This window comes from Tranquillimonas rosea (genome assembly GCF_900111315.1).
GTDB classification, from domain to species: Bacteria; Pseudomonadota; Alphaproteobacteria; order Rhodobacterales; family Rhodobacteraceae; genus Tranquillimonas; species Tranquillimonas rosea.
Genome location: NZ_FOGU01000004.1, coordinates 70487 through 96097 on the forward strand (window position 1 = coordinate 70487; position 25611 = coordinate 96097).

At 68.8% G+C, this 25611-nt stretch carries 23 protein-coding genes; 8 read left to right on the forward strand and 15 right to left on the reverse strand.

All coding sequences use genetic code 11. The annotated features are described in order from the left end of the window. Window positions 1–4: 4 nt before the first annotated feature. From BMZ25_RS07570 to BMZ25_RS07605, 8 genes are all read right to left on the reverse strand, one after another. Window positions 5–1039 (reverse strand): cysteine synthase A, encoded by a 1035-nt coding sequence (locus tag BMZ25_RS07570; protein ID WP_092691329.1) that lies wholly within the window; start codon window positions 1037–1039, stop codon window positions 5–7. A gap of 56 nt (window positions 1040–1095) precedes the next feature. After that, entirely contained in the window at window positions 1096–2205 is a 1110-nt protein-coding gene (locus tag BMZ25_RS07575) for an NUDIX domain-containing protein (protein ID WP_092691331.1), read from the reverse strand. After that, on the reverse strand, window positions 2202–2654 hold the full coding sequence (locus tag BMZ25_RS07580; protein ID WP_092691334.1) for a TrgA family protein: 453 nt from the start codon (window positions 2652–2654) through the stop codon (window positions 2202–2204). The genes BMZ25_RS07575 and BMZ25_RS07580 overlap by 4 nt, the downstream gene beginning before the upstream one ends. Before the next feature lie 4 nt (window positions 2655–2658). Beyond that, window positions 2659–3870 carry an SAM-dependent methyltransferase gene (locus BMZ25_RS07585; RefSeq protein ID WP_092692440.1) on the reverse strand — a complete coding sequence of 404 codons (1212 nt, stop codon included), beginning with the start codon at window positions 3868–3870 and terminating at the stop codon, window positions 2659–2661. Between the two features lie 140 nt (window positions 3871–4010). Then, window positions 4011–5432: a cryptochrome/photolyase family protein gene (locus BMZ25_RS07590; protein ID WP_092691338.1), complete on the reverse strand. Its 1422-nt coding sequence runs from the start codon at window positions 5430–5432 to the stop codon at window positions 4011–4013. A gap of 45 nt (window positions 5433–5477) precedes the next feature. Then, on the reverse strand, window positions 5478–6701 hold the full coding sequence (locus BMZ25_RS07595) for an aminotransferase class V-fold PLP-dependent enzyme (protein ID WP_092691342.1): 1224 nt from the start codon (window positions 6699–6701) through the stop codon (window positions 5478–5480). A gap of 103 nt (window positions 6702–6804) precedes the next feature. Further along, complete coding sequence (locus BMZ25_RS07600) at window positions 6805–8472, reverse strand: BCCT family transporter (RefSeq protein ID WP_092691344.1); 1668 nt, start codon at window positions 8470–8472, stop codon at window positions 6805–6807. 174 nt (window positions 8473–8646) lie between these two features. After that, complete coding sequence (locus tag BMZ25_RS07605) at window positions 8647–9636, reverse strand: MDR family oxidoreductase (protein WP_092691347.1); 990 nt, start codon at window positions 9634–9636, stop codon at window positions 8647–8649. Window positions 9637–9789: 153 nt separating this feature from the next. Here BMZ25_RS07605 and BMZ25_RS07610 point away from each other — a divergent pair, with 153 nt between their 5' ends. After that, window positions 9790–10836, forward strand: coding sequence for an extracellular solute-binding protein (locus tag BMZ25_RS07610; RefSeq protein WP_092691353.1), 1047 nt, complete (start codon window positions 9790–9792; stop codon window positions 10834–10836). A 320-nt stretch (window positions 10837–11156) separates the two neighbouring features. On the opposite strand, the gene ispG is transcribed toward BMZ25_RS07610, so the two are convergent. The 3 genes from ispG to hemA all read right to left on the reverse strand — a co-directional run bounded on the left by ispG (window position 11157) and on the right by hemA (window position 15019). Next, window positions 11157–12290, reverse strand: coding sequence for a flavodoxin-dependent (E)-4-hydroxy-3-methylbut-2-enyl-diphosphate synthase (ispG, locus tag BMZ25_RS07615; protein WP_092691357.1), 1134 nt, complete (start codon window positions 12288–12290; stop codon window positions 11157–11159). A gap of 83 nt (window positions 12291–12373) precedes the next feature. Next, on the reverse strand, window positions 12374–13675 hold the full coding sequence (locus BMZ25_RS07620; protein ID WP_092691360.1) for a helix-turn-helix domain-containing protein: 1302 nt from the start codon (window positions 13673–13675) through the stop codon (window positions 12374–12376). A gap of 120 nt (window positions 13676–13795) precedes the next feature. Continuing rightward, window positions 13796–15019, reverse strand: coding sequence for a 5-aminolevulinate synthase (gene hemA, locus BMZ25_RS07625; RefSeq protein WP_092691365.1), 1224 nt, complete (start codon window positions 15017–15019; stop codon window positions 13796–13798). 327 nt (window positions 15020–15346) lie between these two features. Between hemA and BMZ25_RS07630 the strand changes: the two genes are divergently transcribed. Genes BMZ25_RS07630 through BMZ25_RS07645 form a run of 4 tightly spaced genes read left to right on the forward strand, consistent with a single transcriptional unit; the run spans window position 15347 to window position 18655 of the window. Further along, window positions 15347–16714, forward strand: a complete 1368-nt coding sequence (locus BMZ25_RS07630; RefSeq protein ID WP_092691371.1) for a M20/M25/M40 family metallo-hydrolase — start codon at window positions 15347–15349, stop codon at window positions 16712–16714. A gap of 3 nt (window positions 16715–16717) precedes the next feature. Next, complete coding sequence (locus BMZ25_RS07635) at window positions 16718–17656, forward strand: nucleoside hydrolase (protein WP_092691374.1); 939 nt, start codon at window positions 16718–16720, stop codon at window positions 17654–17656. A 28-nt stretch (window positions 17657–17684) separates the two neighbouring features. Beyond that, a complete protein-coding gene (locus tag BMZ25_RS07640) occupies window positions 17685–18209 on the forward strand; it encodes a hypothetical protein (RefSeq protein ID WP_092691377.1) in 525 nt (174 codons plus the stop codon). Continuing rightward, window positions 18206–18655: a GNAT family N-acetyltransferase gene (locus BMZ25_RS07645; RefSeq protein ID WP_092691380.1), complete on the forward strand. Its 450-nt coding sequence runs from the start codon at window positions 18206–18208 to the stop codon at window positions 18653–18655. The genes BMZ25_RS07640 and BMZ25_RS07645 overlap by 4 nt, the downstream gene beginning before the upstream one ends. 6 nt (window positions 18656–18661) lie before the next feature. Here the strand turns inward: BMZ25_RS07645 and BMZ25_RS07650 are convergent, their stop codons facing one another. After that, window positions 18662–19201, reverse strand: a complete 540-nt coding sequence (locus tag BMZ25_RS07650; RefSeq protein ID WP_092691383.1) for a CBS domain-containing protein — start codon at window positions 19199–19201, stop codon at window positions 18662–18664. Between the two features lie 140 nt (window positions 19202–19341). Here BMZ25_RS07650 and BMZ25_RS07655 point away from each other — a divergent pair, with 140 nt between their 5' ends. Then, window positions 19342–20772 carry a protein adenylyltransferase SelO gene (locus tag BMZ25_RS07655; RefSeq protein WP_092691386.1) on the forward strand — a complete coding sequence of 477 codons (1431 nt, stop codon included), beginning with the start codon at window positions 19342–19344 and terminating at the stop codon, window positions 20770–20772. A gap of 146 nt (window positions 20773–20918) precedes the next feature. Here the strand turns inward: BMZ25_RS07655 and BMZ25_RS07660 are convergent, their stop codons facing one another. The 3 genes from BMZ25_RS07660 to BMZ25_RS07670 all read right to left on the reverse strand — a co-directional run bounded on the left by BMZ25_RS07660 (window position 20919) and on the right by BMZ25_RS07670 (window position 23015). After that, window positions 20919–21884, reverse strand: a complete 966-nt coding sequence (locus tag BMZ25_RS07660) for a DUF3179 domain-containing protein (protein ID WP_092691387.1) — start codon at window positions 21882–21884, stop codon at window positions 20919–20921. Between the two features lie 86 nt (window positions 21885–21970). Then, entirely contained in the window at window positions 21971–22516 is a 546-nt protein-coding gene (locus BMZ25_RS07665) for a peptidylprolyl isomerase (protein ID WP_092691389.1), read from the reverse strand. Then, entirely contained in the window at window positions 22509–23015 is a 507-nt protein-coding gene (locus tag BMZ25_RS07670) for a peptidylprolyl isomerase (protein ID WP_092691392.1), read from the reverse strand. The genes BMZ25_RS07665 and BMZ25_RS07670 overlap by 8 nt, the downstream gene beginning before the upstream one ends. Window positions 23016–23169: 154 nt before the next feature. Between BMZ25_RS07670 and BMZ25_RS07675 the strand changes: the two genes are divergently transcribed. Together BMZ25_RS07675 and BMZ25_RS07680 are read left to right on the forward strand one after the other, a co-directional pair. Then, complete coding sequence (locus BMZ25_RS07675) at window positions 23170–24369, forward strand: phosphoglycerate kinase (protein WP_092691394.1); 1200 nt, start codon at window positions 23170–23172, stop codon at window positions 24367–24369. Between the two features lie 182 nt (window positions 24370–24551). Beyond that, window positions 24552–25481, forward strand: coding sequence for a class I fructose-bisphosphate aldolase (locus tag BMZ25_RS07680; protein WP_092691398.1), 930 nt, complete (start codon window positions 24552–24554; stop codon window positions 25479–25481). Window positions 25482–25611: the final 130 nt, after the last annotated feature.

Below are 25611 nucleotides of genomic sequence, written 5' to 3' on the forward strand. Positions count from 1 at the left end.
ACGGTCAGACGTCCTCGAAGACGGTGGGAAGGGTTCGGCTGTCATGCGCCAGCCAGGCGGGCACCGGCAGTCCCTTCTCTTCCAGGAACTCGGGGTTCCACAGCTTCGACTGATAACGGTTGCCGTAGTCGCACAGGATGGTGACGATCCGGTGGCCCGGCCCCAGCTCGCGCGCCAGCCGGATCGCGCCGGCGACGTTGGTGCCGGAGGAACCGCCCAGGCACAGCCCCTCGGCCGCGAGCAGGTCGAACACCACCGGCAGTGCCTCGGAATCCGGTATGCGATAGCTGTAGTCCGGCGTGAACCCCTCGAGGTTCGCGGTGATGCGCCCCTGCCCGATCCCTTCGGTGATCGACGTGCCGGGCGCCTTGAACGTGCCCTCGGTGTAGTAGGAGTGGATCGCGGACCCCTCGGGGTCCGCCAGGCCGATCTTCACGCCCTTGGGCTGTAGCGCCATGCCGACGCCCGCCAGCGTGCCGCCGGTCCCGACCGAGCAGATGAAGCCGTCGACTTTGCCGTCGGTCTGCTCCCAGATCTCGGGGCCGGTCGTCTCGATATGGGCGCGGCGGTTGGCGACGTTGTCGAACTGGTTGGCCCAGATCGCGCCGTTCGGCTCGGACTTCGCCAGCTCCTTGGCCAGCCGCTCGGAATAGCGGACGTAGTTGTTGGGATTCTTGTAGGGCACCGCCGGCACCTGCACCAGCTCGGCCCCCGCGAGGCGCAGCATGTCCTTCTTTTCCTGGCTCTGCGTCTCGGGGATGACGATCACCGTCTTGAACCCCATCGACGCCCCGACCAGCGCGAGGCCGATGCCGGTATTGCCGGCCGTGCCCTCGACGATGGTTCCGCCGGGTTGCAGCAGGCCCTTTTCCATCGCGTCGCGGATGATGAACAAGGCCGCGCGGTCCTTGACCGACTGGCCGGGATTGAGGAACTCGGCCTTGCCGAGAATCTCGCAGCCGGTGGCGTCGGACGGGCCCTTCAGGCGGATCAGGGGCGTGTGGCCGACGGCGTCCGCCAGATCACTGTAAATCTCCATCTCCGCGCTCCTCTTGTTGACGTGTTGCGCCTGTCTATGGCGCGGCCGGGACGAACTCAAGCGGCGGGCAGACCCTCGGCACGGGCCCGCGCCAGCCAGAACGCCGTCAGCAGCAGCGGCGCGGTATCGACCTCGCCCGCCGTGATCAGCTCCATAAGCCGGTCGAAGGACAGGACATGGGTGCGGATGTCCTCGCCCTCGTCGGCCTTGCCCGCCAGCGTCTCGGCCCCGTCGGGCAGATCGCAGACGCCGACATAGCTCCAGAGGTACTCGGTAAGGACGCCGGGGCTGGGATAATAGCTGGCCACGGTCCAGAGCGCGCCGACATCCAGCCGCGCCTCTTCCTCTGCCTCGCGGCGGGCGGCCGTCTCGGGCGCCTCGCCGGGATCGACGCGGCCGGCGACGGGCTCAAGACACCAGGGGCGCAGATCGCCGCGGCTGAAGGGGCCGAAGCGGAACTGCTCGATCACCAGCACCCGGTCTCGGGCGGGGTCATAGGGCAGCACCGTCACCGCATCGCCGCTGACGAGACCCGCGCGGTTCAGCGTGCCGCTGCGCCCGCCGTCGAAATGCGGATGCTCCAGGTCGTATTCGTCCAGCGCGAAGAAGTTGACGTAGGGCCGCCGCGCCGTTTCGACGGTGACGTCGTCGCGGGTCAGGTCGGCGCGGATGTGGCGCGGTGCCGGGCACTCGGCCGCGCGCAGCGCCGACGAAGCGCGGACCCGCATCATCGGCAGACGCCGGGCCAGCGTCGCCGAGTCGCCCTGACCGTAAAGCGCCATCGCCTGCTCGGCCGTCTTGCGCACCAGCGGTGCCCACTCGGACTGCCATTCGGACAGGTCCCAGGCCGCGTCGGACGCGCTGTCGGGCTCGGCGGCATAGACCTGCGCGGCGATCTCGCCCGCTTGGGTCGTCACGCGCACGGGATGCCGCCGGCAGCCGAACGCGCCCTCGTAATAGTCGAGGCGCGAGGCCTCTTCGGTGCCCAGTCCCTCGACCAGAAGGCCCTCGGCCCCCTCGCCCGCGCCGATCACCGGATGATCGCCCTCGGCGGCGCGGCGCACCCCGTGGCCCGCCAGCCGGGCGGCCCGGCCCCCGACAGCCCGGCCGATCACGATCTCGCGCAGCGCGTCGTCGCGCAATGTGCCGAACAGGAACAGGTTCATCGCGTCTGACCGGGCGCCGGCGCCACATACTCGGTCACCGCCGCGCAGAACACGGCTCCTGCCACCGCCGGGATCAGGACCGACGGATCGGTGAGGGTCAGGGCGTAGTCTGTCATCAGCGTCACCATGTCTTCCAGCGCTTCGATCGGTCCGTCATAGGCCTTGCGCAGAGACCGCCGCAGCATCTCGCGTCCGCCCCAGACCACCAGGGCCCAGAAAACCGTCGCGGCCAGCGCCGTCAACCCGAGCCCGGCCGCCTTGACGAAACCGTCACCGGCGCGGCGGCCCACGATGCGCCATCCCATCACGAACCCGAGCGCCGCGTTCACCGGCGACAGAAGCCCCACCGGAAGCTGCTCGGGCAGCAGCGGTTTGACGAGGTCGCTGATCCACCAGGCGAGGCCGGCGAACAGCAGGCCTGCGAACATCTTGGCAGCGGTGGGATACATGCGGTCAGGCGGGCCGGGTCACGGTGATCTGCGTCACGTCGCAATTTCCGCTGTGGAAGGTCGCCGCGCAAGAGGTGAGGTAGAAATTCCACATCCGCCGGAACCGGTCGTCGAAACCCAGGCTCGCGACCTCGTCCCAGCGGTCGTTGAAGGTGTCGTGCCAGCGGCGCAGGGTCTGGCTGTAGCTCTCGCCGAACTCGACCGACCGGGCCACCGCGAGCCCCGCGCGCTCGACCTCGGCGCGCAACGCATTGGGTGCGGGCAGCATGCCGCCGGGGAAGATGTATTTCTGGATGAAATCCACCCCGCGGCGATAGACCTCCCAGCGGCGGTCCTGCACCGTGATGATCTGCAGCGTCGCGTTGGCGCCGGGCTTCATCCGCGCCCGCAGGCTGTCGAAGAAGACGGGCCAGTATTTTTCACCGACCGCCTCGAACATCTCGATCGACGCGACCCCGTCATAGAGCCCGGTCTCGTCGCGGTAATCCTGCAGCTTGATCGACACCCGGTCCGACAGGCCGGCGCGCTCGATCCGGGCCACGGCGTAGTCGTGCTGCGCCTGGCTGATCGTCAGACCGGTCACCCGCAGGCCCCTCTCCTTGGCGGCGTATTCGGCGAAGCCGCCCCAGCCGCACCCGATCTCGAGCACGTGGTCGCCCTCGTTCGCGCCCATCTGGTCGATCAAGCTCGCATATTTCAGCTCCTGCGCGCGTTCGAGGCTTTCCTGTCCGGTCTCGAACTTGGCCGAGGAATAGGTCATCGTGTCGTCCAGCCAGAGCCCGTAGAACTCGTTGCCCAGGTCGTAATGCGCCGCGATGTTGCGACGGGCCTGGGCCTTGGTGTTGCGTTGCAGCCAGAAGCGCAGCTTCTCGAACGTGCGCACCAGTCCCATGCCGGGAAAGCCGTCGTACATCTCGTCGTTGTCGGCGTGCACCAGGTCCATGAAGGCCTGCAGGTCCGGGGTCGACCACCAGCCGTCGAGATACGCCTCGCAGAAGCCCAGGTCGCCCTCGCGGATCAGGCGGCCGAAGATGTCGGCGTTGTGGATGTGCAGCTCGGCCACGGGGCCTGGATTGCGGCCCTCGGCGCGAAACACCCGGCCATCGGGAAGCACGAAGTCCAGCCGGCCGTTTTCCATGTCGGCGGCCATGCGGAAGACCTGGCTGAAGTACCGCGGCAGATCGCCCTGGCCGCTCACACTCGTCTGGACTGTCATCGCCTCTCCCCGTTCGATCATCGTAAGCTACGGTCAGGCCCGCGAAGCGGCAACCCGGCCGGGCTGCGGCGAATGGCGCCAGCCGGCAGGGACCGGGCGGCGTGACAAAAATGTCCCCGCCGCACAGGGAAGCGGAAGGATCAGAAAGAGCGGTTCTCGTAAGCCTCGAGCGCGCGCTTGCGGCCCTCGTCGGCGCCTACGACCGGCTCGGGATAGTCATCGTCGGGCGACAGGCCCCAGCGGCGCGGAATCGCCTCGAAGTAGTCCAGCGCATCCCGCGACGGCTGCGACTGTCCCTCGGCGATCCAGTGGCCGACATAGGTGCGCTTCTTGTCGAACCGATCCAGCTGGGTGACGGGGTTGAAGACGCGGAAATAGGGCGTCGCGTCCGGCCCCGACCCCGCCGACCATTGCCAGCCGAGCGCGTTCGACGCCGGATCCCAGTCGGTCAGGTGCTCCTCGAACCACGCCTTGCCGATCTTCCAGTGGCACATCAGGTGCTTGCAAAGGTAGCTGGCGACGATCATCCGGCTGCGGTTGTGCATGTGCCCGGTCACGTAAAGCTCGCGCATCGCCGCGTCGACGAACCGGATGCCGGTGCGGCCGCGCTTCCACGCGATGACCTCGGCCTTCCGCTCGTCCTCGTTCCAGGGAAAGGCGTCCCATTCCTCGCGCCAGTTCTCCGACGTCAGGCGCGGCGTGTTGTAGGCCAGGTGGTGCCCGAAGTCGCGCCAGACGAGCTCTTGCAGGAACGTCCCCGCACCGTCCTTGCCGTCGGCCTGCGCCCTGAGCCCGGCATGCCAGCACGACCGGATCGAGATCTCGCCCAGCGTGAGGTTCTCGGACAGCCGCGAGGTGCCATCCACCGACGGCAGATCGCGCGCATCGCCATAGTCCTGCACACGCTGGCCGATGAAGGCCGCCAGACGGCCCTGCGCGGCCCTTTCCCCGACGACGACATGCTTGCCGACGATCGGGGCGCCGCGATCCATCGCCGCGCCGAGTTGCCAGTCCTCAAGCGCGTCGCTGTCGGGCCAGCTGTCGGGCGCCGTCAGATCGGAGGGCGCCGTCACGGGGTCTGGCACCTCGCGGTCCTTGACCGCCCGCCAGAACGGCGTGAACACCTTGTAGTAGTCGCCCTGCTTCGTCTCGACCTCCCACGGCTCGTGCAGGATGTGGCCGGCAAAGCTCTGGGCGTCGATCCCGTCGGCCTTGAGGTCGGCCTTGACGCCCGTATCGCGCTCTACGCTGTCGGGATCGTAGAGCCGGTTCCACCAGACCGCGCCCGCGCCCGTCTCGCGCACCAGAGCGGCCAGCGTCTGCAACGCGCCGCCGCGCCGCAGGACAAGGCGCGCGCCGCGCTCGGCCAGCGCCGCGCCGAACGCCTCGAGCCCCAGCCCCAGCCGCCATTTCGGCGCCGCGCCGTGGCTGTCGAACACCTCGTCGAGGATGAAGACCGGGATCACGGGCCGCCCGGTGAGCGCCGCCGCCGCCAGACCCGGATTGTCGGTCAGCCGCAGGTCGCGGCGGTGCCAGAACAGGATCGGGCTGTCGTCGGTCATCGGGGCTCCCTGGAACGGCCAAGGCGGAGCCCGCAGGCCCCGCCGTCACAGATGCCGATCTAGCGCCCGCATCAGACGGTCAAGATCGCCCCGCGAAGTGTAGTGGACGAAGCTCAGCCGCAGCACTCCGTGGTCGGGATCGATCCCCAGAGCGCTCAGCGCCCGCGCCGCGTAGAAGTGCCCGCCGCCCGCCATGATGCCGTGGCGCGCCAGCGACGCCGCGATCTCTCGCCCCGGCGTGCCGAGCGCGATGGCCACCGTGGGCGCGCGATCTTCGGCCCGCGCCGGACCCAGCACGCGCAGCCCCTGCCTGCCCGAGAGATACGCCATCAACGGCGCCAGCAGATCGGTCTCGTGCGCGCGCATCGTGTCGTGGACATGGCGCGACCGCTCGTGCGGGGCAGCGCTGCCGCCGCCGTGGTGACGGTGCATCCCGTCGATGTAGTCCGCGATCCCGGCACAGGCCGCGACCTGCGCATGATCCGGCCCCGCCGGTGTGAACCGCTTGTAAAGCGTGTCTCCGTTGAACCAGTGCGCCTGGTTCGGCAGCCGCTCGCCCAGCGACCGGCGGATCGTCATCAGCCCCTGGTGGGGCCCATAGACCTTGTAGGCCGAGAACAGGTAGATGTCGGCGCCGAGCGCCCCGACATCCGGCAGGCCGTGCGGGGCGTAGCTGACCCCATCGACACAGGCCACCGCCCCCGCCGCGTGGACCCTCTCGCAGATCGCGGCGACGTCGTTGATCTCGCCAACCACGTTCGAGACATGCGGAAAGCATACCAGCCGCACGTCGCCGTCAAGCAGCCGGTCCAGGTCTGCGGGGTCGAGATGCCCCGTCTCGGGGTCCATCCGCCACTCGCGCACCTCGATCCCGGCGTCGGCCAGCCGGCGCCAGGGCCCGGTATTCGCCTCATGGTCCTGGTCGGTGACGACGATCGCCTCGCCCGCGCGCATCGACTGGCCGAAGGCCTGCGCGAGGACGTAGGTGTTGGCGCTGGTCGACGGACCGAAGGTCAGCTCATCCGTCTCGACGTTCAGCATCGCCGCAAGCCGCGCGCGGGCCTCGTCCATCTCCTCCCCCGCCAGGCGCGAGGCGGCGAAGGGGCCATAGGGCTGAACCCTGTGATCGGTGTAGAAATGCGTCAGCCGGTCGATCACCTGCCGGCAGGGAAACGCGCCGCCCGCGTTCTCGAAGAACGCCTGGTCGGTGAGCGCCGGCTGCTGAAGTGAGGGAAACTGGCTGCGGACGAAATCGATATCGAGGCTCATGCCAGCGAGATCAGTGTTTTCGCCTGCAGCGTCAAGCGGGTCGGCCAACCCGCGCAAGGAGTGGCGCGGCAGCCCCTGGCCGCCGCGCCGGATGTCGCCGAGATCACTCGGTCGGTTGCGTGCCCTTGACCTGGACCCGCCGCTCGTTGGCGAGGCCCTTCCAGATCGCGCCGCACATCACCAGAAGCACGAGGGTGAAGAACAGGCCGGTCGCGTTCACCATCGCCTGCAGCGCCTCGAGCCCGCCGCCGATCAGCAGCACGATCGCGACGAGGCCCTCGGCCACGCACCAGAACACGCGCTGCGGCTTCGGCGCGTCGGTCTTGCCGCCGGCGGTGATCGTGTCGATCACCAGCGAGCCGGAGTCGGACGAGGTGACGAAGAACACGAGCACCAGGACGATCGCCACGGTCGAGGTGATCATGCCCAGGGGCATCTCGCCCAGCATGCCGAACAGCGACAACGGCGCGTTGTAGTTGTCGATGACGTAGTTCTTCACCTGGCTCGTCTCGGGGTTGGTGATCACCTGCTCGATGGCGGTGCCGCCGAACACGGCCATCCAGAACACCGACACGATCGACGGGATCAGGATCACGCAGGTGATGAACTCGCGCACCGTGCGGCCGCGGCTGACGCGGGCGATGAACATGCCGACGAAGGGCGACCAGCTGATCCACCAGGCCCAGTAGAACGAGGTCCAGCCTTCGCGGAAGCTGTCGTCGTCACGACCGACCGGGTTCGACAGCGGCACCACGTCCCGGATATAGGTCGTCAGGCCGCCAAAGAAGTCACCCAGGATCGACAGCGTCGGCCCGACGAGGAAGACGAAGAACAGCAGCAGCGCCGCGATCGCCATGTTGACCTCGGACAGGATCTTCACGCCGCCGTCGAGGCCGCGCAGCACCGACACCAGCGCCACCGCGGTCACGCCCATGATGATGAAGATCTGCGACGTGGTGTTCAGCGGGATGCCGAACACGTGCTGCAGGCCCGCATTCGCCTGCTGTGCGCCCAGACCCAGCGAGGTCGCCAGCCCGAACAGCGTCGCGAAGACCGCGATGATGTCGATGCAATGGCCCAGCCAGCCCCAGACGCGGTCGCCGAACAGCGGATAGAAGGCCGAACGCAGCGATAGCGGCAGCTGCTTGTTGTAGCTGAAGAGCGCCAGCGCGAGCGCGACGACCGCGTAGATCGCCCAGGGATGCAGCGCCCAGTGGAACACCGTCGCCGCGAGGCCCGCGTTCCGCGCCGCCGCGACCTGGTCCTGGATGATGGAACCGTCCTCGGCGATCGGGCTTTCCAGCCCGAGCGGGGACGACACCGCCATGTGATAGACCGGCTCGAGCACGCCGAAGAACATCAGGCCGATGCCCATGCCGGCGGCGAACAGCATCGCGAACCAGGACAGGTAGCCGTATTCGGGCACCGCGTCGGTCCCGCCGAGCCGCACCGATCCGTACGGAGAGACGATCAGCACCAGGCTGAAGATCACGAAGATGTTCGCCGCCCCAAGGAAGTACCAGTCGAACTGCTTGGTCGCGAAGTTGAACAGCCACGAGAACGCAGCGCTCGCGCTATCCTGGAAGATCAGCGTCAGCAGCACGAAGGCCACGATCGTCAGACCCGAGATCAGGAAGACCGGATTGTGGATGTCGAAGCCGAAGGGCCCGACCGACCCCTCGAGATTGTCCTGACCGACATTGTAGTCGGTGTCGATGATGTGCACATCACCCTCTGGCGAAGGTATCCCCTCTGCTGTCGTTTCGGCCATGGTGGCTCCCCTTGTTTGCCCTGCACGCCCCGCATTCGTCGCGGTCGGGATTCGGCCATGGTCGAGCGCATACAGCTCGGCCGCGTTCCGACCAGCGGAAACCCGCACAATTCACCCTGTGACACTGTCCGGCGAACGCGCACGCACGCAAGCCGCGCCCCGCGTGAGGCGCGTCTACCGTGTCACGTCTACCACGACCCGGCCCCTCAGACGTCCTTCGAGGATCTCGGCGCCCAGTCGCGGCACGTCTGCCAGGGCCGCCGTCTGGACCATCTCCTCCAGCATGTCGAGCGGAAGCTCCTGCGCGATGCGCCGCCACGCCCGCGCGCGGGCGTCCTGAGGCTGCATGACGCTGTCGATCCCGAGGAGATTCACCCCCCGCAACAGGAACGGCACGATCTTGGCGGGAAGATCGGTCCCGCCCGTCAGGCCCACCGCCGCCGCGCCGGCGCCATACTTGAGTTGACCCAGCACGCGGGCCAGCATTGGGCCGCCCACCGCATCGACGCAGCCCGCCCAGGTCTCGGTCTCGAGCGGGCGCTTGACCGTCTCGGCGATGTCCTCTCGCGGGACGATCCGGCTGGCGCCGAGAGCGATGAGGTACTCGGCATTCTCGGGCCGCCCGGTGACCGCCGCCACCTCGTAGCCGAGGTTCGCCAGCAGCGCGGTGGCGACCGACCCGACACCGCCCGAGGCACCGGTGACCAGCACCGGCCCCTGCCCCTGACGCAGCCCGTGATCCTCGAGCGTCATGACAGCCAGCATCGCGGTGAACCCCGCCGTGCCCACCGCCATCGCCTGAAAGGTCGACAGGCCCGAGGGCAGCGGCACCAGCCAGTCCGCCTTGACGCGGGCCTTCTCGGCAAAGCCGCCCCAATGCGCCTCGCCCACGCGCCACCCGGTCAGGACCACCCGGTCGCCGGGGGAATACCGCGCGTCATCCGAGGATTCGACCGTCCCGGCAAAGTCGATCCCCGGTACATGGGGATAGCTGCGCACCAGCCCGCCGCCGGGACCGACGCACAGGCCGTCCTTGTAGTTCACGGTGGAGTATTCCACCGCCACCGTGACCTCGCCCTCGGGCAAACGATCGGGCGGGATCTCCTGGACGCCCGCCTCGGTGCCGCCGTCCTCCGTCTTGTCCACGATCAGCGCTCTGAACATGCGATGCCTCCCTTGACCAGGGCGGCCGCTCCCCCGCGCCGCCCGCAGGTCAAGGTAACGCGTCCGGCGCGTCCGCCAAGCCCGCCGACACCCTTGGCAAGGCCTGCAAGCCGCCTTAGCGTTTCGTCTGGTTTCACCCGAGAAAGGACCGCCATGACCGCCCTCGCCCGCCTCCTCGCAACTTCCGCCGCCTGCTGCCTCGCCACCGCCGCCGCCGCGCAGGACGACAGTCTGCTGGTCTTCGACTATCCCGGCTTCGAGAATCCGGACTTCCACTCGAACTACGTCGAACAGCACGGCGACAGTCCCGAATTCGCCTACTTCGGGGACGAGGAGGAAGCGTTTCAGAAACTGCGCTCTGGCTTCCGGGCCGATGTCAGCCATGTCTGCGCCGGCTCGGTGAACAAGTGGATCGAGGCGGGCATCCTCGAGCCGTGGGACACCTCGCGCATCGAGCATTTCGGCGACCTCAACAGCAACCTCACCGGCCAGGACGTGACCGACGGCACAGAAGAGGTCTACTTCGTGCCCACCGATTTCGGCTCGACCGCGATCGCCTACAACGCCGACGAGGTCCCCGAAGAGGACGTCGCCTCGCTCGACATCTTCGCCAACCCCGACTACGCGGGCCGGCTCACTCTGCCCGACAATGTCGACGACGCCTACGCGCTGGCCTACCTCGCCACCGGCACGACGAACTGGCAGGATGCCACGGACGAGCAGTTCCAGGCGGCCTCCGACTGGCTGCGCGAGGTGCACCCCAACCTGCGCACCTACTGGACCGATCCTGCGGAACTCTCGCAGCTTCTCGCCAGCGGCGAAGTACTGGCAGGCTGGGCCTGGAACGAGACGCTGCCGACGATGGCCGAGCAGGGCTTCCCGATCGGCTTCGCCCGCGAGCCCGAGCAAGGCTCGTCGCTCTGGCTCTGCGGCTACGTCAACCTGCAGGATGGCGAGGGTTCCGAAGAGCGCGCCTACGATTTCCTCAACGCCCTGCTCGCCCCCAGCGCGACGCAGCCGCTGCTCGACGCCGGTTACGGCCACTCGAACCAGGCCGCGATGAGCGAGATCGGGGACGAAGCCCTGACCGAGGTCGGCCTCGGCCCGATCGACGCCCCGGTCCTGGCACAATTGCCGATCGACGGCGAGTTGCGGCAACGGCAATCGGCCGAGTTCGAGAAGATCAAGGCCGGCTTCTGAAACCGCCCTTCACCCTGCGGAGCGCCTTCGGCGCGCATGACATCTGCGCCGCCCTCCGGGCGGCGCGTTTCCGCCTCCGGCGGAGATATTTGTCGGGCAGAAGAAGATAAGCGTCTGTTAACACTTTCAGACAATTCTATCCCGGCGGTACAGGCGGAGACGCCGATGACCGCGGCAGGAGAAGGCCCCCGGTCCGGCGGACCGGGGGCTGACCCGCAGCTTCTTCTGTCCTGAAATATCTCCGCCGGAGGCACCGCCGCGCCAAAGGCGCGGCAAGACATCGTATCGCGCCGCAGGCGCGGCCTTTTCGATGCCGCCGGTTACTCGGCGGCCTGGTCGGCGGCGTCGCGTTCGGCTTCGATCACGGCGGCGCGCTGTTCGACTTGTTCGACGATGTGGTCGACCATCTCGTCGTTCGACATCTTGTGGCTCTGCTGGCCTGCAAGATAGACCATGCCGGCGCCGGCGCCGCCGCCGGTGAAGCCCACATCGGTCATCAGCGCCTCGCCCGGGCCGTTGACGACGCAGCCGATGATCGACAGCGACATCGGCGTCTTGATGTGGGCCAACCGGTCTTCGAGGACGCGGACGGTCTCGATCACGTCGAAGCCTTGGCGGGCGCAGGACGGGCAGGAGATGATGTTCACGCCGCGGTGGCGCAGGCCGAGAGCCTTGAGGATCTCGTAGCCCACGCGCACCTCTTCGACCGGGTCGGCCGAGAGCGAGACGCGCAGCGTGTCGCCGATGCCCATCCACAGGAGATTGCCCAGGCCGAGCGCCGACTTGATCGTTCCGGACATCAGCCCGCCCGCTTCGGTGATACCGAGGTGGATCGGTGCGTCGGTGGCGTCCGCGATTCCCTGGTAGGCGGCCGCGGCGAGGAAGACGTCGGACGCCTTCACCGAGATCTTGAACTCGTGAAAGTCGTTGTCCTCGAGGATCTTGATGTGATCGAGCGCGGACTCGACCATCGCCTCGGGACAGGGTTCGCCGTATTTTTCGAGAAGATCCCGCTCGAGCGAGCCCGCGTTGACGCCGATCCGGATCGAGCAGCCGTGGTCGCGGGCCGCGTCGATGACTTCCTTCACGCGTTTGTCGTCGCCGATATTGCCCGGATTGATGCGGAGGCAGGCGGCGCCGGCCTCGGCGGCCTCGATCGCGCGCTTGTAGTGGAAGTGGATGTCCGCGACGATCGGCACCGGGCTATGGGCGCAGATCTCTCGCAGCGCGCGGGTGGCGTCCTGGTCGGGGGCAGAGACCCGGACGATGTCGGCGCCGGCTTCGGCGCATTGCTCGATCTGGCGCAGGGTCGCCGCGGCGTCGCCCGAGTCGGTGTTCGTCATCGTCTGGACCGAGATCGGGGCGTCCCCGCCCACGGCGACGTTCCCGACCATGATCTTGCGGGACTGGCGGCGATAGATGTTGCGCCAGGGACGGACGTGATTGAGCGACATGCGCCGGACCTTCCTCGTCTTGGCCTCGTCTTGGGCTGATGGCCCCTACCTAGGGACCGCGCGGCGCGGTGGCAACGCCGGGCTCACTCCGACGGCGCGTCCGCGTCGTCGCCGGTGCCGAGTTCCAGCTCGGCCACGTAGGTCTGCAGATCGGAATCGCTGCCGAGATCGGCCACCGAATAGGTGTCCGTCAGCGACGCGGCGGCGAGGCTGAGATCGCTCGTCACCTGCCCGCTCTGGCCCGCCGGACCGTAGGTCTGGCCGTTCACCGCGAAATAGATCGCCCCGGATTCGCCCGTGCGCAGGGTCGCCGGCTCTTCGGTCCGGGGCAGTTCGAACCGGTCGCCAGGCTCCATGATCCGCTCGTAGATCACCGAGCCGTCGGCGGAGCGGACGCGCACCCACGAGGGGCGGACGGCCAGCATCACGACCTGGGGCGGTGTGTCCTCGACCACCTGGACGCCGCCGTCCTGGTTCAGCGTGCCGTCGGTCAGCATGTCGGGCGTCGCCGCCGCGATGTCCTGCCGATCGGGCGCCGGGCCGGTCTGCTGGGCCAGCGACGAGCTGGCCGCGGCGAGGCGGCGGCGTTCGCTGGCATCCGACAGCGCGCCCACCGAGGACGGGTCGAGTGCGGCGATCGGACCGTCGCGCGGCGTCATCACCGGCACGTCCAGCGCTTGCGGGCGGTAGAGGCGGTCGAACATCTCGCCCTCGTCCGCGTCCGCGTTCAGCCCGGCAACCTCGGTCTCTTCGCCCTCGGGCTGCTGCGGGGCGGCGCCGGCGAGCGGGTCGATGTCCGAGGCGACGCCGGGCGATTGCTCGACGGGCACGAACTGGACCTTCTGGACCTCTTTCAGGACCGCGAAGCCGCCGTAGCCGATCAGCCCGATCAGGGCGATCATCACCGCGACCGAACCGATCGCGCCGGGTTCGATTCCCGACAGCATGCGCTGGCCCGGCGGCGTGTAGCTGATCGAGGGTTCCAGGAACGGGTCGCGTTTCTTGGGACTGTGCGCGGCGCTCTGGGCGGGCTCGGGACGAGACTGCTTGATCGATGCAGCCTGGGACATGCCGTGCGCCGTCTCGAAATTGCCCTCGCGGCAGAAGGCACGCCACGCCCACTCGGCATCCAGGCCGAGATAGCGCGAATACGACCGTACGTAGCCCGCGATGAACCCAGGCGTCTCGAAGGCGCTTGGATCGGCGTTCTCGATCGCCGCGATGTAGGTCGCGCGGATCTTGAGCTCGCGCTGGACGTCGAGCAGCGACTTGCCCAGCGTCGCACGTTCGCCGCGCATGACGTCACCGAGCCGAAGGTCGAAATCGTCGAAGCCCTTTGGGCGTTCATCCTCTTCGGCTGCGGGCGTTTTGAAGCGCCCGATCATGCTGCCTGCTTTCTGTTCACTGCCGTAAGTCCCCGCAAAGACTGCGAATCGATACGCCAAACCCTGCCCTGATGTTCCAATACCACAGGGCTAATCCGAATGCACAGATTGAAAGGCGCTTCAGGCGGAAAGCTCGGCGCGATTCAGCGCACAATGCGACCACAAAGCGTCGAGAGCGTGCACCAGCGCATCGATCTCGTCGGGGCCATGCACCGGCGACGGGGTGAATCGCAGCCGCTCGGTTCCGCGGGGCACCGTGGGGAAGTTGATCGGCTGCACGTAGATGCCGAAATCCTCGAGAAGCATGTCCGACAGCATCTTGCAGTGCACCGGGTCGCCCACGTGGACGGGCACGATGTGGCTGCCGTGGTCGATCAGCGGCAGGCCCAGGCCCTTGAGCCGCGTCTTGAGGATCTTCGCCTGCGTCTGGTGCCGCTCGCGCAGGGCGGCGTCGGTCTTGAGATGGGCGACCGAGGCGGCAGCGCCGGCGGCGACCGAGGGCGGCAGCGACGTGGTGAAGATGAAGCCCGGCGCGTAAGAGCGGATCGCGTCGCACAATTTCGCGTCGGCGGCGATGTAGCCGCCCATCACGCCATAGGCCTTGGCGAGCGTGCCGTTGACGATGTCAATGCGGTGCATCAGGCGGTCGCGCTCGGCCACGCCGGCGCCGCGGGGGCCGTACATGCCGACGGCGTGCACTTCGTCCAGGTAGGTCAGCGCGCCGAATTCCTCGGCCAGGTCGCAGATCTCGTCGATCGGGGCGAAATCGCCGTCCATCGAGTAGATCGACTCGAAGGCAATCAGCTTGGGCGTGCCCTCGGGCTCGGCCTCGAGCAGCTCGCGCAGATGCGCGAGGTCGTTGTGGCGGAACACCCGCTTGGCGCCGCCGTTGCGGCGGATGCCCTCGATCATGCTGGCGTGGTTCAGCTCGTCCGAGAAGATCACGAGCCCCGGCAGCAGCTTGGGCAGCGTCGACAGCGTCGCGTCGTTGGCGATGTAGGCCGAGGTGAAGAGCAGCGCGCCCTCCTTGCCGTGCAGGTCGGCCAGCTCGGATTCGAGACGCTTGTGATAGACGGTGGTGCCGCTGATGTTCCGCGTGCCGCCCGACCCCGCACCGGTGGCGTCGATCGCCTCGTGCATCGCCGACAGCACGACCGGGTGCTGCCCCATGCCGAGATAATCGTTGCCGCACCAGACGGTCACCGGGCGTTCGCTGCCATCGGACTTGCGCCAGTTCGCGTGGGGAAACTGCCCGCGGCGGCGTTCGATGTCGATGAACGTGCGGTACCGGCCCTCGTCATGAAGCCTCTGCAGCGCCGCATCGATCTTGGCCGAATAGTCCACGTCTCTTCCTTCCTTCTCGCCCCGGTTCGACCGGGTGTCTCCGTGTGCCGCCGCAAGGCTTTGTTAGTCAAGCCGCGGGGCGGCGACCACGGACGATTTGCCGCTCCCCGGACACCGGCGGCAATGATCTGGATCAATCGCCCCGCCGGTCCGGGTGACCCGGCCCCGCCGCGCGGCGCGCGCCGGCGGGCCTCCGAGTCGGGTACGGACAGCCTATCATTCAATTTTCCGCCGATCACCTAGTGCGCGCGCGGGGTGACTTCCACCGCTACTGGACACCCCCTTGCCGCCTGATAGTGTCGCGCCCGAACACCGACAGGAGAGCCCATGTCCCTCAACGCCGTTCTGTCGCGTATCGACGCCGACATCGACACGTCCACCGACCGTCTCAAGGATCTGCTGCGCATCCAGTCGATCTCGACCGATCCGGCCTACAAGGCACAGTGCCGCGCCGCCGCCGAATGGCTGGTCGCGCAGCTGACCGAGCTGGGGGCCGAGGCCTCGATCCGCGAGACGCCGGGGCATCCGATGGTGGTCGGGCACACGAACGGCACCGGGCGGCACGTCCTGTTCTACGGCCACTACGACGTTCAGCCGGTGGATCCGCTGCACCTGTGGGCGCGCGACCCGTTCGATCCCGCGATCGAGGACGGCGCCGACGGCAAGGTGATCCGCGGCCGCGGCGCGAGCGACGACAAGGGCCAGTTGATGACCTTCGTCGAGGCCTGCCGCGCCTGGAAGGCCGAGCGCGGCGACCTGCCCAACGTCACCTTCCTGTTCGAAGGCGAAGAGGAATCGGGCTCGCCGTCGCTGGTGCCCTTCCTCAAGGACAACACCGAAGAGCTGAAGGCCGACATCGCGCTGATCTGCGACACCGGCCTGTTTGCCGAGGACACGCCCGCCATCGTCACCATGCTGCGCGGCCTCGTGGGCGAGGAGATCACGGTTCACGGCCCCTCGAAGGACCTTCATTCCGGGCTCTACGGCGGCGTGTCGATGAACCCGATCCGCGTGCTCACCCGGATTCTCGGCGGGCTGCACGACGACGAGGGGCGCGTGCAGGTACCGCATTTCTACGACGCGGTGCCCGAGTTGCCCGAGCAGCTGCGTGCCCAGTGGGAGGCACTCGGATTCGATGCACACCGTTTCCTCGAGGGCGTCGGGCTCAAGTCCCCCGCGGGCGAGCGCGACCGCACCGCGCTCGAGCAGCTGTGGTCCCGCCCCACGGCCGAGATCAACGGCATCTGGGGCGGCTATACCGGCGCGGGCTTCAAGACCGTGCTGCCGGCCGAGGCGCACGCCAAGGTGTCGTTCCGTCTCGTCGGACAGCAGAACCCGCACGAGATCCGCGAGCACTTCCGCAAGTGGGTCGAGGCGCAGCTGCCCGAAGATTGCACCGTCGAGTTCCACGCCCACGGCGCCTCGCCCGCCAGCCAGATGGCGATCGGCGATCCGGCCTTCGAATCCGCCCGCCGGGCGCTGTCGGACGAATGGCCCCACGACGCGGCCTATGTCGGCGGCGGCGGCTCGATCCCGATCGCCGGCTACTTCAAGACCCATCTCGAGATGGACTCGATGCTGATCGGCTTCGGCAAGGACGACGACCAGATCCACAGCCCGAACGAGAAATACGACATGAAGAGCTTCCACCGCGGGATTCGCTCCTGGGCCCGCATCCTCGACGCGATCGGCTGAGCGATGGCGCGGAAGATCATCATCGACACCGATCCCGGCCAGGATGACGCCGTCGCCATCCTGCTGGCGCTCGCCTCGCCCGAACTCGACGTGATGGGCATCACCGCGGTCGCCGGCAACGTGCCGCTCGACCTGACGGCGAAGAACGCCCGCATCGTCTGTGAGCTGGCCGACCGCACCGACGTGCCCGTTTTCGCCGGCTGCGACGCGCCGCTGAAGCGCCCGCTCGTCACCGCCGAGCACGTGCACGGACGCACCGGGCTCGACGGGCCGATCCTGCCCGATCCGGCGATGCCGCTGCAGGACGACCACGCCGTCGACTTCCTGATCGACACGCTGCGGCGCGAGCCCGCGGGCAGCGTCACGCTGTGCCCGCTGGGGCCACTGACGAACATCGCCACCGCCCTGACCCGCGCCCCCGACCTCGCCGAAAAGGTGCAGGAAATCGTGCTGATGGGCGGCGCCTATTTCGAGGTCGGCAACATCACCCCGGCGGCCGAGTTCAACATCTACGTCGATCCCGAGGCGGCCGAGATCGTGTTCCGCGCCGGAGCGCCGCTGACCGTGCTGCCGCTCGACGCCACCCACAAGGCGCTGGTGACGACGGCGCGCAACGACGCGTTCCGAAACCTCGGCACGCCCGTGGGCGTTGCCGTGGCCGAGATGACCGACTTCTTCGAGCGCTTCGACAAGGACAAGTACGGCAGCGAGGGCGCCCCGCTGCACGACCCCTGCGTGACCGCCTACCTGCTGCGGCCCGACCTGTTCTCGGGCCGCGAGATCAACGTCGAGATCGAGACCGTCTCGGACCTGACCCGCGGCATGACCGTGGCCGACTGGTGGGGCGTCACCGACCGCCCCCGCAACGCGCGGTTCATCGGCGACGTGGAACCGGACGGTTTCTTCGCGCTTCTCACCGACCGGCTCGCCACCTATGCCTGACACCGCCAGACCGACCCGGAGCCAGACCATGCGCCCCACCCCGCTCGCCCTTGCCGCCCTTCTCGCCGCCGCGCCCGTGGCCGCGCAGGAGTTCGACGACGCCTACGAGGTGATTGGCACGCTCGAGCTGACGCTCGGCGGCGAGGACCACACGCTCTACGCCCTCAACGACACCGAGCGCGACCGCGCCTACGTCACCGCGCAGGACTCGGCGGGCTTCACCATCGTGACGATCAGCGCCGTGGCCGAGGATGACGGCCGCCCTGCCCGGCCCTTCGCCACCCTGCTCGCCACGCTCGAGGACGGCGCGGTCGCGGACGGCACCGTGTCGGTCGACTGGCGCACCGAGGACCGGGTCCTCATGGCAAATTCCGACAGCGGCGCACCGGCCGATGTCACCGACTTCTCGCGCGGGGACGACGGCGCGATCACACTGTCCTTCAGCGGAGAGATGCAACCGATGGAAAGCGGCGACGACATGGACGCCAGCCCGATCGAGGGCGGCACGCCCGTCGCGGTCGAGGGCACCTTCACGGGCACGCTGCCCCAGTGACCGTCACCCTCCGCATCGCCACGCAGGACGATTTCGAGCGGATCGACAGGATGTCGGCCGCTTATCGCGACGAGACCGGGCTCAGCCAGGATGCCGAGAGCCGCCGGGAGGCGCTGGCGACCCTGCTGGAGGGCACACCCCACGGGGTCGCCTACCTGATCGGCCCGCCGTCCTCGCCCGTGGGCTACCTGATGATCTCGTTCGGCTTCTCGCTGGCCGAGGGCGGTCTCGCCGGAACCGTGGACGAGATTTACGTCCGGCCCGCCGTGCGCCGCCGCCGCATGGGGTCCGAGGCGCTGGCCGCCCTGGCCAAGAGCCTGGCAAAGCACGACGTGTGCGCCCTGCACCTTCAGGTCCCGGCAGACGCCGGGCGGCTGATCGACCTCTTCACCCGGCAGGGCTTCAACCCGCGCAACGGCACCAAGACGATGAGCCGCCGTCTCTGAGGGCGGTCACAGCACCACGCCCAGCACGATCACCATCAGGATCGTGTAGAGCATCACGCCGCCGCCGATCAGCACCACGGGGAAGTTCCGCGTCAGCGTGGCACGGCCCATCTGCGTCGCCTGGTACATCAGGTCGGGCCAAGTGTACGAGACGAAGTCGCCCTGGGTGAACACCGCCTTGATGCGCCCGTCGGCATCAACGACCGGCAGGCGGCGGAAGCGCTCGTTCGACATGATCCGCAGCCAGTCGACCACGTCGTCATCCTCGTGTGCGAGGCGCGGCTCTCGTGTCATCACCTGTTCAAGCCGGGTGCTGCCGGCGTCGAGGGATCCGTTCACGACCTTGCGCATCACGTCGCGCTCGGTGACCACGCCGATCACCTTCTGATCGCCGTCCACCACCATCACCGAGCCGTAGTTCTTGTCACACATCGCGGCGACGGCCTCGGCAACCGTGGTGTCGGCGGCAAAGCTCAGCGGCCGGGGCTTGCTGGCGAATTCGGGGCGGTCCTTGATCCGGTTCCCCGCGCGGCGGTCCTCTGACATGCGCTTTCCTCCCTGGCTCTGCATGACCTTGCGTCAGGGACGATAGGGCACCGCGCGGGGCGGCCAGCGGGTCAAACCGCCGCAGGCGGGGCTGGCAATCGGCGGTGCCCGCGCCTAGCTGGAGGAGAAAGGAGGACGCCATGCAGCTCCGCTTCGCCTTCGACAACAGCTATGCCCGCCTGCCCGACCGGTTCTACGCCCGGCAGGACCCGACCCCGGTGGCGACGCCCGGCAAGATCGCCATCAACGCCGATCTCGCAGCCGAGCTGGGGCTCGACGCCGCCGCGCTCGACACGCCCGAGGGACTTGAGATCCTGGCAGGCAGCCGCGTGCCCGAGGGCGCCGAGCCGCTCGCCCAGGCCTATGCCGGCCACCAGTTCGGTGGCTGGGTGCCGCAGCTGGGCGACGGCCGCGCCGTGCTGCTGGGCGAGATCGTCGACCGCACGGGCACCCGCCGCGACATCCAGCTCAAGGGGGCGGGCCGCACGCCGTTCAGCCGCATGGGCGACGGCCGCGCCTGGATCGGGCCGGTGCTGCGCGAATACATCGTGTCCGAGGCGATGCATGCGCTCGGCGTGCCGACGACCCGCGCGCTGGCCGCCGTGACGACCGGCGAGACCGTACTGCGCGAAGCCCCCCTGCCCGGCGCCGTCCTGACCCGCGTCGCTCGGAGCCATATCCGCGTCGGCACCTTCCAATACTTCGCCGCGCGCGAGGATACCGAGGCGCTGCAGGCACTGACCGACCACGCCATCGCCCGCCACTATCCCGAGGCCGCCGGGCCGCTCGACCTGCTGGACGCCGTGGTCGCGGCGCAGGCGCGGCTGGTGGCGCACTGGCTGGGCGTGGGCTTCATCCACGGCGTGATGAACACCGACAACGTCTCGATCGCCGGCGAGACGATCGATTACGGCCCCTGCGCCTTCCTCGACACCTACCATCCCGAGACGGTGTTTTCGTCCATCGACCAGTTCGGGCGCTACGCCTACAGCCGCCAGCCGGACATCGCGGTCTGGAACCTGGCGCAATTCGCCACATGCCTGCTGCCACTGATGGGCGAGGACCGCGACGCGGCGGTGGAGCATGCGACCGAGTCGGTCCACCGCTTCCCCGAGCTGTTCCGCGCGGCGTGGCTGGACGTATTCCGCCCGAAGATCGGCCTGACATCGGCCGAGGACGGCGATGCCGACCTGATCCACGGGCTGCTCGACCGGATGGCGGCGGGCCGCGCCGATTTCACCAACGCGTTCCGCGGCCTGGCCGACGGCACCGCCGCCGATGCCTTCGAGGCACCGGAGGCGCTCGACGCCTGGCAGGCGGACTGGGAGGCACGTCTCGCCCGCGACCCCGCCGGCCCCGAGGCGCGCCGCGCGGTCATGGAGGCCGCCAACCCCGCCGTGATCCCCCGCAACCACCGCATCGAACATGCGACCGCCGCGGCGGTCGACGGCGATTTAGGCCCCTTCGAGCGGCTGCGCACCGCGCTCGCCACGCCGTTCGCGCCCGACGCCGACCTTTCCCGACCGCCGGCCCCGGACGAGGCGGTGCGGCGGACCTTCTGCGGGACCTGAGGGCGCGTTTGGCGGCTTCCTGAAATTGGCGCGCCTTCGGCGCGACTTGATCATGGCCGCGCCATCCGGCGCGGCGCCTTGCCTCCGGCGGGGATATTCTGGGGCAGAAGAAGGGGCGGTCGTTGGGTGGGGACGATGACCGTGGGTCAGTCGCCCAGCATCCAGGTGCCGTCCGGGTGGAAGGCGTGGAAGGCGAAGGCGAACATCACGTCGTGGGGGACGTCCTGGCCTTGCGCATCGCGGACCCGCACGGCGCCGATGTCGCGGCCGTCGGCGATGCGGGCGCTGTCGAGGGCCGAGGCGAGGCCCGCGGACCAGGTCAGGGTGACGCCCGCCTCGGTGAGCGGCGTCTCGGCCGACAGGCGCGACAGGGGCCAGGCCATGGTGCCGACCCGCACCACGCGGGCGAGCGGCGCGATGCCGTGGGGCGGCGGCGTGCCGTCGTAGAGGAACGGGCGCGCGGCGGTGTCGTAGCCGCGATAGGGATTGCGGCCGTAGCGTCGGGGCCAGTCGGGCTCGTCCATCACGAGGCCGTCCGGATTGCGCGCGCGGAACGTTTCCCAGCTTTCCATCCAGGTGGGGACCGGGTGCAGCGCCTGTCCGGTCATGGCACCGACGATGCCGCGTCCCGTCGCCTGCTGCCACCAGCTCTGTGTTTCGCGGTCGTACATCACCATGTCGGAATGGCGCAGCTTGCCGGTGACCCCGAAGGTCAGCGTCCGCCCGTCGACGCGGCGGTCGAAGGTGGGGAAGGAATTGCAGAGCGGGCAGAAGGTGACCGCGACCGGCACGCCGCCCGCCGTGTCGTTCACGATTTCATGCCAGGTGAGGTAGCGGACCGGGTAGGCGCGGGGCGCGGCGCCGTCGATCTCGACCGCGATCACGGGCTCGCGCGGGGCGAGCCGGGTCTCGTCCGCGACCGGATGCATCCGCGGCGCGGTGAGCGCGGGAATCCCGTCCTTGCCGGGGCCGCCGGAGCGGATCTCGGCCCAATTGTCGACACTGGTGCGGGAGAAGTCCGTCCCGGGCCATTCGTGGCGCCAGAACGACGGATCGGCGGACGCGGCGCCGGCGGCAAGCGCCACGAGCGCGGCGAGACAGATGCGGATCATGGGCCCTCCTCCCCCTTTTCCCGAGAGCGAGGATGCCCGCAGTAGGCGGGGCCGGGAAGCCCCGCCTACGGCAATGTGACCCTGCGTCAGTCGGTGACGCGCACCGCCTCGATCACGTCGGGGCGGCCGGTGACGGCGCCGTTGCGGCCCTCGCCGCGCTTGATCGCGTCGACCACGTCCATGCCGTCGGTCACCTCGCCCACCACGGTGTAGCCGCCGTTCAGGTGCGGCGCGGGGGCGAACATGATGAAGAACTGGCTGTTGGCCGAATCCGGGTCGGACGAGCGGGCCATGCCGATGGTGCCACGCTCGAACGGGCGGTCGGAGAACTCGGCCTCGAGATCGGGCCGGTCCGAGCCGCCGGTCCCGGCGCGCGAGAGATCGGAGCCGAGCTTGCCGTTCGAGACGTCGCCGGTCTGGGCCATGAAGCCCTCGATCACCCGGTGGAACACGACGTCGTCGTAGGCGCCCTCGCGCGCCAGGCTGGTGATCCGGTCGACGTGGTTCGGGGCGACGTCCTCGAAGAGGTCGATGGCGATTGTGCCCTCGGCCTCGCCGGCGACGTCGATCTCGATCCCGGTAGCGGCGGCGGGGCCGGCGGCGAGCGCCAGCAGAAGGGCGAGCTTACGCATCGGCGGCCACCTTCACGCTGAGCATGCGGTCGGGCTTTTCCGGCGGCTCGCCCCGGGTCAGCGCGTCGACATGCTCCATCCCCGAGATCACCCGGCCGTAGACGGTGTACTGGCCGTTGAGGAAGTGGTTGTCCTTGAAGTTGATGAAGAACTGCGAATTGGCCGAGTTCGGGTTCTGGCTGCGGGCGGCGCCGAGCGTGCCGCGATCGTGCGGCACCTTCGAGAACTCGGCGGGCAGGTTCGGCATGTCCGAGCCGCCGGTGCCGGCCATGCGCAGGTCGAACCCGTCCTCGAAGTCGCCGTGCGCGACATCGCCGGTCTGGGCCATGAAGCCCTCGATCACGCGGTGGAAGACGACGTTGTCGTAGTCGCCGCGACGGGCGAGCGTCTTCATCCGCTCGGCGTGTTCGTGGGCGATCTTGGGCATCAGCTCGATCGTGACGGGGCCGTCCTTGAGCTCGATGATGATTGTGTTCTCGGGATCGGTGATCTCGGCCATGCGGCCCTCCTTGGCGGGAAATGCGTCCGGCGCGGACCCTAGCGGCGCCACGGAGCGAGGGAAAGGGCCGCCGCGCGGGGCGCTGTCCGGTTGACGGCAGGGCGCCGATCGGGTCTTCACAGGGGCAGACGCCGCCGCAACAAGGAGCCCCCTCATGCCCTGGAAAACGCTCGACGAGATGGAGCTCGACGGAAAGACCGTGCTGGTCCGCGTCGACATCAACGTTCCCGTCGAGGACGGGAAGGTCACCGATCCCACCCGGATCGAGAAGATCGTGCCGACGGTGACGGACATCCTCGAGGCGGGCGGCAAGCCGGTTCTCGTGGCGCATTTCGGCCGGCCCAAGGGCAAGGTCGTCCCCGAGATGTCGCTCAAGGTGACGGTGCCGGCGCTGGAAGCGGCGCTGGGGCGCGAGGTGGTCTTCGTGGGCGACAGCGGCAAGACCAACAAGCAGGCCGTGGCCGAGATGAAGCCGGGACAGGTTCTTCTGCTGGAGAACATGCGCTTCGATCCCGGCGAGGAGGCGAATGACGGCCGGCTGGCGGCCGAGCTGGCCGCGCTGGCGGATGTGTACTGCAACGACGCCTTCTCGGCGGCGCACCGGGCGCATGCCTCGACCGAGGCGGTGGCGCAGCTGCTGCCGAACTGCGCCGGCCGGCTGATGGAGGCCGAGTTGAAGGCGCTGGAGGCGGCGCTGAGCGATCCCAAGCGGCCCGTTGCGGCGGTGGTCGGGGGCGCCAAGGTGTCGACCAAGCTGGACCTGCTGTCGAACCTCCTGCGCAAGGTGGATTACCTGGTGATCGGCGGCGGCATGGCGAACACGTTCCTGGCGGCCAAGGGGATCGACGTGGGCACGTCGCTGGCCGAGCACGACCTGGCCGATACCGCGCGCGAGGTGATGTCGGCGGCCGAGGAGGTGTCCTGCGAGATCGTGCTGCCGGTCGACATCGTCGTCGCCCGCGCCTTCGAGGCGGGCGCCGAGAGCGAGACGGTGGCAGCCGAGGCCTGCCCGTCGGACGCGATGATCCTCGACGCCGGCCCCGACAGCGTGGCGCGGATCGGCGACATCTTCGGGAAGTGCGAGACGCTGATCTGGAACGGCCCCCTGGGCGCGTTCGAGATCCCGCCCTTCGACACCGCCACAAACGCCGCCGCACAGAAGGCGGCCGAGCTGACCGAGGCGGGCGAGCTGATCTCGGTCGCGGGCGGCGGCGACACCGTGTCGGCGCTGAACCGCGCCGGGGTGGCCGACAAGTTCTCGTACATCTCGACCGCCGGCGGCGCGTTCCTGGAATGGATGGAGGGCAAGACCCTGCCCGGCGTCGCGGCGCTGCGCACCGGCTCGCAGGACTGACGCGGAAAGCGGTGCGGGCGGCGTCTTCCCCCGCCCGCTCAAGGACTTGGCCGCCGAAGCTGGGCGGATCGGTGCCGGTGCCGGGAAATGCGGTCTCCGTTAGCGCCACCGGCGTTGCGCGGCGCGGCGACGGCACTTAAGCCTTGGCCGCAGTTCACCGAAGCACCAGGAAGGACCCGCCGATGAAGGCCTCCCGCGAAGTCAAACGCATCCTCTCGAACTACGAGGGGGAAACGCCCGGCGTGAAGGGCAAGCTGTGCCAGATGCTGATGCACGGCAAGCTCAAGGGCACCGGCAAGATGATCATCCTGCCGGTGGACCAGGGCTTCGAGCACGGGCCCGCGCGCTCCTTCGCGCCGAACCCGCCGGCCTATGATCCGCACTACCATTACCAGCTGGCGATCGACGCGGGTCTGAACGCCTATGCCGCGCCTCTGGGGCCGCTGGAGGCGGGCGCCGACACCTTCGCCGGGCAGATCCCGACGATCCTGAAAGCGAACTCGGCCAACTCGCTGATGTCGGACACCGCCGGCAAGGACCAGGCGATCACCGCCAGCGTCGACGACGCGCTGCGGCTCGGCTGCACCGCGATCGGCTTTACCATCTATCCCGGCTCGGACATGGCGCTGGGGATGTTCGAAGAGATCGTCGAGATGCGCAAGGAGGCCGCCGCCAAGGGCCTGCCGACCGTGATCTGGTCCTATCCCCGCGGCGAAGCGATCTCGAAGGACGGCGAGACGGCAGTGGATATCGGCGCCTATGCCGCGCATATCGCCGCGCTGCTCGGCGCACATATCATCAAGGTGAAGCTGTCTACCGACCACCTGGAGCAGAAGGAGGCCAAGAAGGTCTTCGAGGAGCAGGACATCGACATCTCGAGCCAGTCGGCGCGGGTGCGAGAATGCGTGCGCTCGGCCTTCAACGGACGCCGGCTGATCGTGTTCTCGGGCGGCTCGAAGAAGGCCTCGGACGGAGTCTACGACGATGCCCGCGCGATCCGCGACGGCGGCGGCAACGGCTCGATCATCGGCCGCAACACCTTTCAGCGGGACCGCGACGAGGCGCTGTTGATGCTCGACAAGCTGGTGTCGATCTACAAGGGCCAGGAGTGAGCCACGCGGCGCGGGCCTGACGGCCCGCATGCCATTTCCGGCGCGCCCCTTCGGGGGCGTGCCGGCGTTGGGGGGCGCTGCCCCCCGTCCGCCCGTTGGGCGGACTCCCCCGGGATATTTCAGGAACCGA

Coding starts and splice junctions, on each gene's coding strand:
- BMZ25_RS07570 (WP_092691329.1), bottom strand. CDS start 1,039: ATGGAGATTTACAGTGATCTGGCGGACGCCGTCGGCCACACGCCCCTG.
- BMZ25_RS07575 (WP_092691331.1), bottom strand. CDS start 2,205: ATGAACCTGTTCCTGTTCGGCACATTGCGCGACGACGCGCTGCGCGAG.
- BMZ25_RS07580 (WP_092691334.1), bottom strand. CDS start 2,654: ATGTATCCCACCGCTGCCAAGATGTTCGCAGGCCTGCTGTTCGCCGGC.
- BMZ25_RS07585 (WP_092692440.1), bottom strand. CDS start 3,870: ATGACAGTCCAGACGAGTGTGAGCGGCCAGGGCGATCTGCCGCGGTAC.
- BMZ25_RS07590 (WP_092691338.1), bottom strand. CDS start 5,432: ATGACCGACGACAGCCCGATCCTGTTCTGGCACCGCCGCGACCTGCGG.
- BMZ25_RS07595 (WP_092691342.1), bottom strand. CDS start 6,701: ATGAGCCTCGATATCGATTTCGTCCGCAGCCAGTTTCCCTCACTTCAG.
- BMZ25_RS07600 (WP_092691344.1), bottom strand. CDS start 8,472: ATGGCCGAAACGACAGCAGAGGGGATACCTTCGCCAGAGGGTGATGTG.
- BMZ25_RS07605 (WP_092691347.1), bottom strand. CDS start 9,636: ATGTTCAGAGCGCTGATCGTGGACAAGACGGAGGACGGCGGCACCGAG.
- BMZ25_RS07610 (WP_092691353.1), top strand. CDS start 9,790: ATGACCGCCCTCGCCCGCCTCCTCGCAACTTCCGCCGCCTGCTGCCTC.
- ispG (WP_092691357.1), bottom strand. CDS start 12,290: ATGTCGCTCAATCACGTCCGTCCCTGGCGCAACATCTATCGCCGCCAG.
- BMZ25_RS07620 (WP_092691360.1), bottom strand. CDS start 13,675: ATGATCGGGCGCTTCAAAACGCCCGCAGCCGAAGAGGATGAACGCCCA.
- BMZ25_RS07630 (WP_092691371.1), top strand. CDS start 15,347: ATGTCCCTCAACGCCGTTCTGTCGCGTATCGACGCCGACATCGACACG.
- BMZ25_RS07635 (WP_092691374.1), top strand. CDS start 16,718: ATGGCGCGGAAGATCATCATCGACACCGATCCCGGCCAGGATGACGCC.
- BMZ25_RS07640 (WP_092691377.1), top strand. CDS start 17,685: ATGCGCCCCACCCCGCTCGCCCTTGCCGCCCTTCTCGCCGCCGCGCCC.
- BMZ25_RS07650 (WP_092691383.1), bottom strand. CDS start 19,201: ATGTCAGAGGACCGCCGCGCGGGGAACCGGATCAAGGACCGCCCCGAA.
- BMZ25_RS07655 (WP_092691386.1), top strand. CDS start 19,342: ATGCAGCTCCGCTTCGCCTTCGACAACAGCTATGCCCGCCTGCCCGAC.
- BMZ25_RS07660 (WP_092691387.1), bottom strand. CDS start 21,884: ATGATCCGCATCTGTCTCGCCGCGCTCGTGGCGCTTGCCGCCGGCGCC.
- BMZ25_RS07665 (WP_092691389.1), bottom strand. CDS start 22,516: ATGCGTAAGCTCGCCCTTCTGCTGGCGCTCGCCGCCGGCCCCGCCGCC.
- BMZ25_RS07670 (WP_092691392.1), bottom strand. CDS start 23,015: ATGGCCGAGATCACCGATCCCGAGAACACAATCATCATCGAGCTCAAG.
- BMZ25_RS07675 (WP_092691394.1), top strand. CDS start 23,170: ATGCCCTGGAAAACGCTCGACGAGATGGAGCTCGACGGAAAGACCGTG.
- BMZ25_RS07680 (WP_092691398.1), top strand. CDS start 24,552: ATGAAGGCCTCCCGCGAAGTCAAACGCATCCTCTCGAACTACGAGGGG.